General features: G+C 62.6%; 10 protein-coding genes and 1 pseudogene. 1 reads left to right on the forward strand and 10 read right to left on the reverse strand.

What is annotated here, in order from left to right:
* Positions 1-111 precede the first annotated feature (111 nt).
* Positions 112-456, forward strand: a complete 345-nt coding sequence (locus Q427_RS05280; RefSeq protein ID WP_155833465.1) for a kynureninase/PvdN C-terminal domain-containing protein — start codon at positions 112-114, stop codon at positions 454-456.
* A 124-nt stretch (positions 457-580) separates the two neighbouring features.
* Here the strand turns inward: Q427_RS05280 and Q427_RS05285 are convergent, their stop codons facing one another.
* From Q427_RS05285 to Q427_RS32035, 10 genes and pseudogenes are all read right to left on the reverse strand, one after another.
* A complete protein-coding gene (locus Q427_RS05285; RefSeq protein ID WP_051496148.1) occupies positions 581-2,908 on the reverse strand; it encodes a putative bifunctional diguanylate cyclase/phosphodiesterase in 2,328 nt (775 codons plus the stop codon).
* A gap of 169 nt (positions 2,909-3,077) precedes the next feature.
* Positions 3,078-5,375, reverse strand: coding sequence for an EAL domain-containing protein (locus Q427_RS05290; protein ID WP_051496149.1), 2,298 nt, complete (start codon positions 5,373-5,375; stop codon positions 3,078-3,080).
* Entirely contained in the window at positions 5,372-5,581 is a 210-nt protein-coding gene (locus Q427_RS33355) for a PAS domain-containing protein (protein ID WP_043511697.1), read from the reverse strand. The genes Q427_RS05290 and Q427_RS33355 overlap by 4 nt, the downstream gene beginning before the upstream one ends.
* Positions 5,574-6,959, reverse strand: a complete 1,386-nt coding sequence (locus Q427_RS05300; RefSeq protein ID WP_051496150.1) for an HD domain-containing phosphohydrolase — start codon at positions 6,957-6,959, stop codon at positions 5,574-5,576. Before Q427_RS05300 ends, Q427_RS33355 begins: the two co-directional genes overlap by 8 nt.
* On the reverse strand, positions 6,956-7,813 hold the full coding sequence (locus tag Q427_RS05305) for an ATP-binding protein (RefSeq protein WP_051496151.1): 858 nt from the start codon (positions 7,811-7,813) through the stop codon (positions 6,956-6,958). Before Q427_RS05305 ends, Q427_RS05300 begins: the two co-directional genes overlap by 4 nt.
* 199 nt (positions 7,814-8,012) lie before the next feature.
* Positions 8,013-9,350 carry an HD domain-containing phosphohydrolase gene (locus tag Q427_RS05310; protein WP_043511711.1) on the reverse strand — a complete coding sequence of 446 codons (1,338 nt, stop codon included), beginning with the start codon at positions 9,348-9,350 and terminating at the stop codon, positions 8,013-8,015.
* A gap of 84 nt (positions 9,351-9,434) precedes the next feature.
* Positions 9,435-9,752 carry a redoxin family protein gene (locus Q427_RS29765; RefSeq protein ID WP_081785835.1) on the reverse strand — a complete coding sequence of 106 codons (318 nt, stop codon included), beginning with the start codon at positions 9,750-9,752 and terminating at the stop codon, positions 9,435-9,437.
* 73 nt (positions 9,753-9,825) lie between these two features.
* Positions 9,826-10,323: a response regulator gene (locus tag Q427_RS36020; protein ID WP_331280549.1), complete on the reverse strand. Its 498-nt coding sequence runs from the start codon at positions 10,321-10,323 to the stop codon at positions 9,826-9,828.
* 47 nt (positions 10,324-10,370) lie between these two features.
* Positions 10,371-13,726 (reverse strand): annotated as a pseudogene (locus Q427_RS05320) (sensor domain-containing protein).
* Positions 13,726-14,209, reverse strand: a 484-nt coding sequence (locus Q427_RS32035) for a hypothetical protein (RefSeq protein WP_197030522.1), incomplete at its 5' end; no start/stop codon positions are given. The pseudogene Q427_RS05320 and the gene Q427_RS32035, both read right to left, overlap by 1 nt.

Consider the following 14,209-nt stretch of genomic DNA (forward strand, 5'->3'; position numbering starts at 1 on the left):
GCGTGACGACTACCAGCCTGCCGATTCCATCAAGCGGGCCTGTGCGGCACGCCCGGCGTTCTCGGCACGGCGGTGATGGAGGTGGGTGTCGAACTGCAGGCGTCGGCCGACATGACGAAAGTGCGAGACAAGTCACGGCGCCTCGGAGAGCTGTTCATCCAGCTGGTCGAGACCCACTGCGAGGGCATGGGCTTTGCGCTGGCTTCTCCTCGCGATGCCGAGCGGCGGGGCAGCCAGGTGTCGTTCACCCACGAGCACGCCTATCCGATCATGCAGGCGCTGATCGCCCGCAATATCATCGGCGATTTCCGGGCGCCGGATATCCTGCGTTTCGGCTTCGCGCCGCTCTATGTGCGACATGTCGATATCTGGGATACCGTCCAGGCCCTGGCGGACATCATGACCACGGGGGAGTGGGACAAGCCTCAGTACAAGCAGCGCAGTGCGGTGACCTGACAGCGGGGCCATGGCCAGGCCGCGAGAGCAGGGCCTTGACGGTGGCCCCTTCCGGGTAAGTGAGTGTTTGCTGGGGCGCTGGAAAGGGCCTGGCCGCTGCGGGCCATGAGCGCGAGGGTGGCGCTCATGGCGTTTCGGCAAGCAGTGCCTTGAAACGGCAGGGCCGGTGCACGCCATAGCCCTGCGCATAGTGCACCCCCATCTCGCGCAACAGCTCCAGGGCTTCGTCGGTCTCGACGAATTCAGCGACGATGGTCTTGTTCAGGGTCTGGCCGATTTCATTGATGGCACGCACCATGGCCAGGTCGGTTTCGTTGTTGGCGATGTCGCGCACGAAGAGCCCATCGATCTTGAGGCAGTCTACCGGCAGGCATCTCAGGTAGCCGAAGGAGGAGAGACCGGCCCCGAAATCATCCAGTGCGAAGGTGCATCCGCGCTTGCTCAGCTTCTCCATGAAGGAGGTGACATCGAGCAGGTTCCTCACCGCTGCCGTCTCGGTGATCTCGAAGCAGAGCTTCCCCGGCGGTACTGCATAGTGATCCAGGGTTTCCACCACGAAGTCATGGAAATCCGCGTGATCGAAAGAGCGCCCGGAAAGATTGATATGACAGGCTTCAAGGCGGGCCAGGTGTTGTGGGTGGGCGGCCAGCTGTTCGCAGACGTGCTCGATGACCCACCGATCGATCTGGTGCGCTGCGCCGAAGCGCTCCGCTGCCGGCAGGAAATTCCCGGGTGGTATGACCTTGCCGTCTTCGTCGATCAGCCTGACCAATACTTCATAGCGCAGGCTATCGGGGTGAGCCAGGCAGACCAGGCGCTGGGCGTCCAGGAAGATGCGTTGCTCGGCCAGGGCGCTGCGGATACGACCCAGCCACGCCATCTCTCCACGCTGCTCTGCCAGTTGGCGATCATCCTCCTGCAGCAGGTGAACGCGGTTGCGCCCCTGCTCCTTGGCCAGGTAGCAGGCGATGTCTGCCGTACGCAGCAGGCTGCCGGTGTCGCTGCTGGCTGAGGTGATCGGCACCACCCCGATGCTGCAGCCCGGGGTATAGAGGGCCCCTTCCCAGGAGAAGGGGGTTTCGGCGACGATGGCGCGGAGCTTCTCGGTGACCTGGCAGGCCTTCTCGATATCGCAGTCCTCGAGAATGACGGCAAATTCGTCGCCGCCGAGCCGGGCCAGCAGGTCGCCATCTCGCAGGCGGCTCAGGAGCAGGTCGGCGGTCTGCCGCAGCAGCTGATCTCCGGCTATATGCCCCGAGGTATCGTTGACGATCTTGAACTGGTCGAGGTCGATGAAGCAAAGCGCATGGGTCGAGTCCTCGGTGCGTGCCTGCCGCAGCGCTTCGGCGAGGCTGCGCTCGAAGGCGCGCCGGTTTGGCAGGCCGGTGAGAACGTCGTGGGTGGCCTGATAATTGAGTTCGACGGAGAGGCGACGGGATTCGGAGACGTCCTCGATGATCACCACGTAGAGGGGAGCACGGCTGGTATCGGCGCTCATGCGGGAGACCGTCAGCTTGACCCACACCGTATCTCCCTCACGACAGAGGAAGCGCTGTTCCAGAGTGTAGCTGTTGATGGTGCCGGCGAGCATCTCGGCTCTTTGCTCACGACCGATATCCCAGTCCTCGGGATAGACCAGATCCCGGTAACGCATGCCCAGGAGCGCCGCTTTCGGATAGCGCAGTATCCCGCATAGGGCCTGGTTGACATCGATCAGGTAGCCCTTGTCATCCACCTGGGTCATGCCCACTGCGGCCTGCTCGAAGGTGACCCGGAACTTGCGCTCGGCGGACGTGATGGCAAGGCTCAGGCGCCATCCCAGCAGACCGGCGATCAGCCCCATCGTCAGCAGAAACGCGACGCTGAACAGGGAGAGTATGCGCCTCATTGCACGGGAGGCGTCGGTCATGGCGCGGCGGAAGTCCTCGGTAAGAGGGGCCAGGCTGCGATTGACTTCCCCCAGTCTGCCCCGCAGTCGAGCGATTTCCGCCATGGAGGGGGCGTCGGCCTGCCACTCCCGCTCGAGTTGCTCCGCAAGGGTGACGAGCTCGAGAAGGTAGGCGTCGCTCTCCCGCCAGGTTTCCACGGCTCCCTGAAAGACCGGGCTTTCGGAAAAGAGCCGGAACAGCCAGATCATGTGGCCGATATCATCGGGGTGGTTCAACCCCCGCAGCAAGCCGTCTCGTGCGGCAGCTGAATCCACGGGCGTGGTTTCCATGGCACGGCGAGCGTCGAGATCACCCAGCGGAACGGCGAGCCAGTCCCGGGCGCGCTCCAGTGCATCGGCCTGGCCGGTTTCCGCATAGGCATCCAGGTGGTGAATGGCGGCAAGCTGGGCCCTGGACCAGGCGCTCTGTCCACCGATATACGCGGCGATGGCCGACTGTATCTGGACCACGGCGACGCTGAAGCCGGCAGCCAGTACTGCCACAAGCAGCAGACCGAGGGTCAAGCTAAGCGCCTTTCCTCGGTATGCTTCGCTACGGAGGGCTTTCGTCCATGGTCGCATCGCCGTCTCTCTGTTCATGTCTCTCTTACTGTAGCAACCTGACTATTGAGCCCGGCGACACCCGTTCAACGGCTGATCCTGATACCGAAGAAGGCGCAGAGTGTCTCCCTGTTCAATCGGGCTCTGTAGGTTTCAAGGTTCGCATCCGAACCTTGAGCATGGCCGCTTCGCGAAACGCCTGCTGAACGACCAGTCGTAACTCCCCGTCGTCCCAGGGTTTGGTCAGGAACTTGTAGATGGCGCCTTCGTTGACGGCGGCAGTGACCGTCTTGAGGTCGGTATAACCCGATAGCACGATCTGGATGGCCTGGGGATGGAGCTGCTTGACTCGCTTGAGGAATTCCGTGCCGCTCATCTCTGGCATGCGTTGATCGCTGATGATGACGTGTACCTCCTGGGTGGCCAGCAGCTGGAAGGCCTGTTGCGCGCTCGTGGTGGCGAGGATGCAGTAGCCCTCACGTCGCAACGTGCGGTTCAGCGAGCTCAGGATATTGGGTTCATCGTCGAGCAGCAGCAGGGTCTGGGTGTTTTCATTGCCGGACTTGTCGGTCTGTTGCAGCTGGCTTGCGGCATGATGATCATGCAAGAAGGTGATCAAGTCCTCGATGGGCATGGGGCGGGCAAAATAGAAGCCCTGATAGATATCGCACATTTTCTTGCTGAGATAGGCGTAGTGAGCCTGGGTTTCCACCCCCTCGGCGAGAACCTTCAGCTGCAGCTGGCTGGCCATGGAAATGATGCCCTGGACGATGGCGGCGTCACGGTGGTCGCTGATCACTTCCCGGATGAAGGAGCGGTCGATCTTGATCTTGTCGATGGGCAGGGACTTCAGATAGCTGAGGCTGGAAAAGCCGGTGCCGAAATCGTCGAGGGCAATACTGATGCCGTGGCGTCGCAGCGACTGGAGGATCTCGATGGCTTTTGTGGTGCTTTCCATGAGGATGTTTTCCGTGAGCTCCAGCTCGAGCAGGTGCGGTGCTAGCCCTGCATTGTTCAGCGTCTCCATCACGCCCGGCACGAAATTGGCCCGTTGGAACTGCATGGGCGATACATTGACCGCCATGAGGTGCTCTCCCAGCCCCAGGGCATTGAGGCGAACGTTGTCACGACAGGCGGTGCGCAACACCCATTCACTGATGGGAATGATCTGACCGGTATCCTCGGCGAGGCCAATGAACTCGGCCGGCAGGATGTAGCCACGTTCGGGGTGGTGCCACCGGATCAGTGCCTCGAAGCCGATGATCCTGCCGCTGGCGCCCTGGACCTGCGGCTGGTAGTGCAACTCGAACTGCTGCTCGTCGATGGCGTGTTGCAGGGCATTGCGCAGCATGACCCGTTCACTCGCCTTCTTGTTGAGGCCTTTGGTGTACCACTGGTATGTATTGCGCCCCTGGCGCTTGGCCTGGTACATGGCCAGGGCGGCCTGTTGAACCAGGTGCGAGGGCCTCGCAACGCCGTCCGGGTCCAGGGCAATGCCGATGCTGGCGGTCAGGTGCAGCTCGCTCTGCTCGATTCGATAGGGGCGGGCCACGCTGGCCAGCAGGCGCTCGACGATAAGAATGACATCGCCCGGGTCCGGCAGCAGGATGGCGAACTCATCGCCGCTGCAGCGAGCGACGGTATCGCTGGCGCGGACCTGCTGGACAAGGCGTGAGGCGACTTCGACCAGAATCTGATCGCCCAGGTCGTGGCCGAGGCTATCGTTGATCGACTGGAAGTCGTCCAGATCGATATAGAGTACGGCGACGCTGCCGATAGGGAGGCGAGCACGCCGATAGCAAAGCTGCAGTCGTTCCTCCAGTACCGAGCGATTGGGCAGCCCGGTCAGTGAGTCGTGAGTGGCGTTGTGAGCCAGGCGCGATTCATAGGCGCGCTGGGTTGAGATGTCGTTCTGTACGCCAATGAAGTGGCTTACCTTGCCGTTTTCGTCGAGAACCGGGGAGATATGGAGGTCGTTCCAGAAGCGAGTGCCGTCCTTCCGATAGTTGCACAGGGTGGCGTGTGTATAGCACTGGGCGGCAATGCCTCGCCGGATGACACCCCGTGCCTCGGCGTCGGTATCGGGCCCCTGCAGGAAACGACAGTTGCGGCCCATGGCTTCCTGTCGAGTGTAACCAGTGATGCGTTCGAAGGCTGAGTTGACATAAATGATCGGCAGGTCCGGGTGGTTGGCTTCGGCGATGATGACGCCATTGACGCTGGACTCGATACTGCGCTCCAGAATGTGGAGTCGCTGCTCGCCACGCTTGCGCTGCGTGATGTCTCTCGCCACCACATAGATGACCCTTTCCGTTCCCAGGTCGGCATTGATCTCTACCCAGTGGACATCTCCCTGAGCATCACGCGTGCGTGCTTCCAGTGCGTGGACGCGCTGACCGGCCTTGATTCGCTCGATGGCCGCATCGATCAAGGCTGATCGTCCGCCACCACCAACTTGCTGTAATGGTGACCGACAAGCTGTTTCTCCGAATAGCCGAGTAGCTGCTCGAAGGCTGAGTTGACCTGCAGGAAGCGGCCATCGAGGTCGACCCGGCAGAACAGTTCCAGGGAGAGGGTGAAGAACTGGTCGCGCTGACGCAGGGCTTCGCGCAGTTCCTCCAGGCTGCGATCAGTCATCGCTCTCAGCGCCTTCACTGCTCTCATGGCATCCAGGCTTGCAGACCATCAGCGTGTAGCTACCCCCTTCGACCTCTTCGAGCTTGCGCAGCTTGTCGATCAGGTGCTGGGTCAGCTCCTTGCCTTCATTGAGCAGCAGGATGCCGGTTGCAGAGTGAATATCCTGTCCCAGGATCATGCCCGGCTCGAGCTGACGTGTCTCCAGCGACAGCATGGTCTTCCCGGCCTGGCCCAGGTCCGGCGCCTGGTCGATACAGAGTGTGATGAAGGCCTGGCACAGGCTGGGCTCATAGACGCGCCCGGAGAGCTTGCGCAGCAGGTCGAGGGCCTGTTGCCGGGGAACTTTCCGGGGGAGAATCATCCCCCGCTGAAGCTCGATGAAATCAACGGCCAGCGCGAGCAGCCGCGCCCCATAGGGGATGGCCTCGCCCTTGAGGCGACTTGGGTAACCATCGCCGTTCCAGTGTTCGCGGTGATGGCGAATGAGCCGGGCGGTCCCCTGGAGGTGTTCCAACGACATCAGCAGGCTTTCGCCGGTTTCCGGATAGCGACGATAGGCCTTGCGATCCTCGGCGAAGAGGCGCTCCGAAGGCGTCGTCAGCATGCGGTCATCCCAGGCCAGCTTGCCGAGGTTGTACAAGGCGGCCGCCATGAGCAGGTCGCGGCGGAGTGCGTCCTCCAGCTCATGGGTATCGGCAAACGCCTGGACCAGGTCACCGACCTGGGCATTGGCGTGCAGGTGGCGTGGCATGCGCTGTGTGATGAGTGATGAAAAGACGCGAGTGGCCATGACATAGCTGTGCTTCAGCTCGTCATAGGCACTATCCAGCATGTCGGTGATCTGCTTGAGTTCCTGGGTACGCGCCTCGACACGCTGCTCCAGCGTGGCGTTGAGCTCCATAAGTTCCTGATTCTGCTGGAGGGTCAAGGCTTCCAGGCGTTTCTGTTCGCGCTCCGCCAGCTGATGGGTTAAGGCCTGGCGAAGCGTGAGGCGCAGCTTGTGGTCGTCCCAGGGCTTGGCAATGTAGCTGTAGATATGGCCTTCGTTGATGGCGCGGATCGTGGCATTCATATCGCTCTGACCGGTCAGCAGGATACGAATACAATCTGGGCTGACCCGCTGGGCCCGGCTCAACAGCTCCGCACCATCCATGCCGGGCATGAGGCAATCGGAAATCACGAGATCGACAGCTTCCTGCTCCATCATCGCCAGTGCAGCCTCGCCACTGTTGGCGGTCAGAACAAGGTAGTTTTCAGCCCGGAGCACGCGTTTCAGGGCGGAGAGGACGTTGGGCTCATCGTCCACCAGCAGCAGCGTCGCCTCAGGCACCTGAGGCGGTTCGGGAGTGGTAAGGGGCTGGTTGGCTTCGAGAGTCATGGTACCCCCTGCTCTTGCTCGATACTGTGGGGCTGCTTGACCGGCAGCCAGACCCGGAACGTACTGCCTTGGCCGACTTGACTGTGGATGTCGATCTGGCCGCCGTGCTTCTGCACGATGCTGAACGAGAGGGCCAGCCCCAGGCCGGTACCTTCGCCGATCGGCTTGGTGGTGAAGAAGGGCTCGAAGAGCCTGTCCCGGTGCTCGGGAGGGATGCCGCAACCGGTGTCGGAAACCTCGAACCAGATGCGCTCCCCTTCGTGGCCGGTACGCAGGGTAATAACGCCGTTGCCCTTGATGGCCTGGGAGGCATTGGTCAGCAGGTTGAGCGCTACCTGCTTGATCTGGGAGGGCAGGCATTCGATGGGCGGCAGGATGGCGTATTCCTTGATGACCTCGGCCTTGTACTTCAGCTCGTTGTTGGCCAGGTTCAGTGTCGTGTCGAGGGCGTGATGCAGGTCGACGAAGACGAAGTCGTCCTCCTCGATATGGGAGAAATCCTTCAAGGCGGTAATGAGGGACTTGACGCGCTCGATACCCTCCTCGGATTCCGCGATCAGGGCTTTTGCATCGTCGCGGATATAGTCGTAGTCCAGGCTCTGTTTTAGCGTCTGGAGCTCTTTCAGGGAGTCGACCTGGTCAGTGGCATCGATGATACGCAGCAGGTCATTCACGTATTCGGCCAGTGTCTTGAGGTTGGAGAACACGTAGCCGATGGGGTTGTTGATCTCGTGTGCCACACCGGCAGCCAACTGGCCGATGGCGGCCAGCTTCTCGGATTGCAGAAGCTGGGGATTGGCCTGCTTCAGGTCGCAGAGCAATTGGCTCATGCGGCCGGCATCGTTGTCCTGCATAGCGACTCCCTGTCGTCATGGACCATCCATGCCTGAAACGGCATGATCTTCCTACTAACAATCGGCAGGCGGGCGCAGGGCTTGAGGTTAATTTATTGGGGCGGCCTTTTCGGTCCCCCCGGCGGTGGGGAGAGGCACCGTTTGGATATCGGTTCAGGCAGGTGATAGGCGCTACTGTCGCCGGGCAATGCTCTTGGCGTCAGCCCTCGCTTCCCGGCTTCTTGATCAGCAGGGAATAGCGGATCTCCTCGACCTCCTCGAAGTGGAGCAGCTTGTCGATGAGGGCAGGTGTCAGCTCCTTGCCTTCGTGCAACAGCAGCATCCCCGTCTCGGAGTAAAGGTCCTGGGCGAGAATCATCCCGGGCCGGAGCTTGCTGCTGTCCAGGGAGATCACTGACTCCCCGATCACTCCCAGGTCGGGGGCCTGTTCGAGGCAGAGCTTGAGGAAGGAGGCGCACAGCTCCGGGTCATAGACGCGTCCCGAGAACTTGCGCAGCAGATCCAGGGCTTGCTGGCGTGGCAGCTTGCTCGGCAGGATCATGCCGCGCTGCAGTTCAATGAAGTCCACGGCCAGGCCCAGCAGCCGAGCCCCGAAGGGGATGKCCTGCTCCAGCTGGTCGGGATAGCCCCCGCCGTTCCACCGCTCGCGGTGATGGCGCACGATCCGGGCAGTGCCCTTGAGGTGATCCAGCGCCATCAGCAGGCTTTCACCGATTTCGGGATAGAGCTGATAGGCTTTCTGGTCCTCGGCGAAGAGGCGCTGCGAGGGGGTGGTGAGCATGTGGTCGTTCCAGCTCAGTTTTCCCAGGTTATAGAGCGCGGCAGCCATCAGCAGGTCGCGTTTCAGCTCCTCATCCAGGTCATGAGCGTCGCAATACGCCCTGACCAGGGCGTCGACCTGGGCATTGGTCTGCAAGCGACCGGGCAGCCGCAGATTGATCAGAGATGAGAACACGCGCGTGGCAGTGACATGGCTACGCTCCAGCTCTACGTAGGCGGCGTCCAGCATGGCGGAAATCTGCTCGAGTTCCCGACTGCGTGCCTCGACGCGCTGTTCCAGGCTGGCGTTGAGCTCGCTCAGCTCCCGGTTCTGCTCCCGGGTAAGTGTCTCGAGCCGTTTCCGTTCGCCCTCGGTTTGCTGGTGGGCGAGGGCCTGGCGCAGCGTCAGGCAGAGCTCTTCCGCTTTCCAGGGGATGCCGATGAAGCTGTAGATGTGACCCTCGTTGATGGCGCGCACGATGGCATTCATATCGCTCTGGCTGTCGAGCAGTATGCGCAGGCAATGGGGCCAGCCCTGTTGAATGCGGTTCAAGAGGTCGATGCCGCCCATGTCGGGCATGCGCGCGTTGGCCATGACCAGGTCGATCTCTTGCTCATTCATCAATGTCAGGGCGGCTTCACCGCCCTGGGCGGTCAACAGGCGGCAGCCTTCCGGTTGCAGCGTGTCAGTGAGAAGCGCGAGATTGTCGGCATCGCTGTCGACCAGGAGCAGCGTGGCCGGGAGGGGCTGGGGTTTCGGATCCGCTGTCTGTGGCACCGCTGCAATTTCGGTTTGCGCCAAGTCTTCGTCGTGACTTTCGATTTGCGGCATATGCCTCCCGGCTGCATGTTCTGCGCGAAGCTAGAGATTCGCCAACAACACATCGACACTAATCTTGTCGACTACTCCGCGCTCCGTATCGACACCAATGTACTTTACTACGCCATCGTCGGCGATCAGTGCGTAGCGGTGGCTACGGTTACCCATGCCACCGGCACTGGCATCCTTATCCATTCCGATGGCACGGGTGAAGTCGGCATTACCATCGACCAACAGAACATTCAGCGGTGAGGGCATGGCAGTCTCGCTAGTCACCGATGATGGAGTCCTGGACATCCTCGTGATCGAAGGAGTGTCAGGAGAGGTTGATCTGGCAGGCCTCCCTGCTGCTTCCAACATGGAAATTGGGCCTGAGCCAATGGCGGGGAATTCAACGCTGCACGGGGGAGTGTGCTCGGGCCCTGCGGTGCGCTCAGTTGTCCGGAGTCTGCCGGACCTGGTCGCGGACCTTTAGCATGGCCGCCTTGCGGAAGGCTTGCTGGACCACCAGGCGCAACTCGTCGTCGTCCCAGGGCTTGGTGAGGAACTTGTAGATGGCGCCCTCGTTGATCGCGGCCGTTACCGTCTTGAGGTCGGTATAGCCGGATACCACGATCTGGAGGGTCTGGGGGTAGAGCTCGGTGACCCGCCCGAGGAACTCGGTGCCGCTCATTCCCGGCATGCGCTGGTCGCTGATGATCACCTGCACCTCCTCGGTGGCCAGCAGCTCGAAGGCCTGCTGGGCGGTCTCGGCGGTGAGGATACGGTAGCCGTCGCGGCGCAGCGTGCGGGTCAGGGCGCGCAGGATATTGGCCTCGTCGTCGAGCAGCAGAAGTGTCTGGCTGCTTTCGGCGCCGTTGTGACGCGCTTGCTGCAGTCGCTGGGTAGCCTGGTGCTCGCGCAGGAAGCTCTCCAGTTCAGCCAGTGGCATGGGGCGGGCGATGTGATAGCCCTGGAAGGCATCGCAGAGGTGTTTCTTCAGGTAGGCAAACTGGGCCGGGTCTCGACCCCCTCGGCGACCACCCTAAGCTGAAGTGGGCGGGCCATGGAGAGAATGCCCTGAACGATGGCGGCGTCGCGATGGTCGCTGATCACCTCGCGCACGAAGGAGCGGTCGATCTTGATCTTGTCGATGGGCAGGTACTTCAAGTAGCTGAGGCTGGAAAAGCCGGTGCCGAAGTCGTCGATAGCGATGTGGATGCCTCGCTGACGCAGCTCGTGGAGGCTGTCGATGGCGTTCTCGGAGCCATCCATCAGTACCCCCTCGGTGAGTTCGAGCTCCAGCAGCCAGGGGGGCAGCTGGGAGGTCTCCAGGGCCTCGAAGACGCTATCGAGGAAGTGCGGGCGATGGAACTGCATGGGTGAGACGTTGACCGCCATCACAAAGTCGCCCAGTCCCAGGTCGTTGAGGTAGACGCTGTCGCGACAGGCGGTATTGAGCACCCAGTGCTGATCGGGATGATCTGGCCGGTATCTTCCGCCAGGCCGATGAAGTCGATGGGCGAGATGTAGCCGCGCTCCGGATGACGCCAGCGAATCAGCGCCTCGAAGCCGAGGATCGATCCGGTGGCGCCATCGACCTGGGGCTGGTAGTAGAGTTCGAATTGCTGCTCGTCGATGGCGTGCTGCAGGGCATTGCGCATCGCCACGCGCTCGCTCACCTTGTGGTTGAGGTCGCGGGTGTACCACTGGTAGGTGTTGCGGCCCTGGCGCTTGGCCTTGTACATCGCCAGGTCCGCCTGCTGGATGAGTCGCGCGGGCTGACTGATCTCGCCCTCTCCCATGGCGATGCCGATGCTGGCGGTGAGCCGCAGCTCCCCGCTGCCGTCGTGGTAGGGGCTGGCGATCAAGTCGAGCAGCCGCTCGGTGACGGCCAGCACATCGTCCTCATGGGCCAGGTCGGGCAGCACCACCACGAACTCGTCGCCGCCGAAGCGCGCCACGGTGTCGCCGGGACGCACTCCCCGCTCCAGCCGCCTTGCCACCTCGACAAGGATACGGTCGCCCAGCTCGTGCCCAAGAGAGTCGTTGATCGGCTTGAACTCGTCCAGATCGACGAACAGCACCGCCAGTCTGCGTTCGTAGCGGCGGGCGAACTGGCAGCTCTGCTCCAGCCGGTCTTCCAGCAGTGTCCGGTTGGGCAGCCCAGTGAGGGCATCGTGGCTGGCGTGGTAGGCCAGCTTCGACTCGTACTCGCGCTGGGTGGAGATATCGCTTTGCACGCCGATGTAGTGGCTCACCTCGCCTCGGTCGTCGTGCACCGGGGAAATATAGAGATCGTTCCAGAACGGCGTGCCGTCCTTGCGGTAGTTGAGCAGGGTCACGTGCAGCTTGCGGTGGGCCTGGAGCGCCTGGCGGATGGCCTTTCGCGTGCCGGGATCGGTGTTGCTGCCCTGCAGAAAGCGGCAGTTGCGACCGATGACTTCATCTCTGGTGTAGCCGGTGATCTGCTCGAAGGCGGCATTGACATAGATGATCGGTAGCTCTGGTTGGCGGGCATCGGCGATCACCACGCCGTTGACGCTGGCCTCGACGCTGCGCTCCAGGATGCGTAGCTGTTGATCGGCCGCCTTGCGTTCGTTGATGTTCTGGAAGTAGACGGCCAGTCCCTCGTCGGTAGGGTAGGCGTTGACCTCCACCCATAGGCCTAGCTGTGGATTGTGCTCTTCAAAGGAAACGCTGACGCCCTCGGACATGGCCCGCCGATACTCCGATTCGAAGAGGGTGCCGCGGGCCTCGGGGAAGGCATTCCAGACGTTCTGGCCCAGCAGGCGTTCACGCGGGCGGCGAAGCATTTTTTCCGCTTCGCGATTGAGGTAGGTGAAGCGCCACTGGGTGTCGAGGGTGAAGAAGCCGTCAGTGATGCTCTCCAGGGTATTGGTGAGCCGCTCGGCAAGCTGCGAGACCTCAAGCTGCAGATGCTTGTGCTCGGTGATGTCCTGGGTGGAGCCCTGAGCGCGGATGATTCGGCCCTGGTCGTCGCGTACGGCCTCGCCGATCACCCGCACCGTGCGCTGTCGCCCCCTGGCAGTGACGATCTCGAACTCCTCATCGAACGGTTCCCCGCGGTGAGTGCAGCGCTCGAAGGCCCGTTGCAGCCGTTCCCGGCAGTCGGGCGTATAGTAGGCGATGGCGTCTTCCAGGCTGGGCTGGAAGCCGGGCGGTTCATCGTGAATGCTGCACAGCTCGTCCGACCAGACCGGCCCGCCATCGTCGAGCTCGACATACCAGCCACCGATCTGGGCGGTGCGCCCGACAATCTGAAACAGCCGCTGGTCGTGCAGGCGTTGCATTTCGTTGTGTTTGCGCTGGGTGATGTCGCGGGCCACCACATAGATGACCTCCTCCTCGCCCAGGTCGGCGTTGATGTCTACCCAGTGCAGCTGTCCACGGGTATCGGTGATTCTCGCTTCCAACTGCGTGACGCGCTGGCCCTTGGCCAGCTGCTGGATGGCAGCGTTGATCAGCGCGTGGTCCTCCGCCATGATCAGTTCGCTGTAGTGATGGCCGACCAGCGCCTCGGGGTCATAGCCCAGCTGCTGTTGGAAGGCCGGATTCACCTGCAGGAAGCGCCCTTCCAGGTTCACGCGACAAAACAGCTCCAGTGACAGGGTGAAGAACTGGTCACGCTGCTGCAGGGCCTTGCGCAGCGCCCGTTGGTTGGCATCGAGGTGGCGTCGACGCTGGTTCGACAGTCGATAGAGCTCCTGGCTGAGCATCAGCAGGAAGGTGAGAAGCAGACCGCTGAGCAGCAGGCCGCTGGGCAGCAGGGCACTTTGCATCAACTGGTGCCGGGGCAGCAGCACGGAGAGGGTCCAGTGGGCCTCGCCCGGCAGCTCGAGGGTCGTGCTGCCAACCGGCCGCAGGTCAGGGACGACGTTGATGGGCCGACTGGAGAACAGCAGGCTGTCATCCTGGCTTAGCCGGATGACGTGCCGACCGGTATGGGGCAGCTCTCGGCCCAGCAGGGCGGGGATGTCCAGGCTGGTGAGCAGCCAAAGGTCGGGGTGGTCGGGCAGCGTCAGCGGCAGGGCGAGCAGGATCCGGCTTTCGCCGTCGGGGCCTTGGACGATAGGGCTCAGGCGTTCCTGGCGGTCATGGCTACTGGCGCCAAGCCAGCCGGCGAGCCGAGGGTCGCTTAGTGTGTTGTCGAGCCAGGCGGCATCAATGTCGGGGCGCCGGGGCTCCAGGCGCCAGGTGGTCAATGCGACGTCCAGCAGGGCAATGAAGTCCAGCGCCGGGTAGTCGTCGAGGTAGCTCTGCAGCTCGTGGCGCCAGAGGGGCGCCTCCGGGAGATGGCCCAGGGCCTCCCAGCGCCCGGCCTGGCGCTGCATCAGCCGGATGCGCTCGGCCAGGGTGCGCTGAATGGTGGCCTCGCTCTGGGCGATGGCGATCTCGTTACCCTGATCGAGGCGCTCCAGGCTCTGGCTGCTGAGCAGATACCAGCCGCCCACCSAGAGCAGCGCCCCAAGCGCGCCGGCGGCAATCGACCGGGAGGARGGTGGGGCAGTGGCTGGCGGTCGGGTTTTGCCAGATGGGCCAGCGTCAGGCCGGCGCCGAGAATCACCAGGGCGGCAATGCCCGCCGTGTGGTAGTGGGTGAATAGCGTCTCGGGCAGCCCGGTAAGCCAGCCGGTGAGAAGGAACAGGCCGCCGACCAGGGCGGCGCCCCTGCCCAGCCAGCGGCAGGCGCCGAGCGATCGAGGGGTGTGATGGACAAGCAGCAGCGGGCCGATGGCCAACAGGGCGAACATTAACGCCATGGCATGGGGCATGCTGGTGTCGGCCGCCAGCCAGGGGCTGGCCGAGGCGGTGGCC

The sequence above is a fragment of the Halomonas sp. BC04 genome (assembly GCF_000568385.1).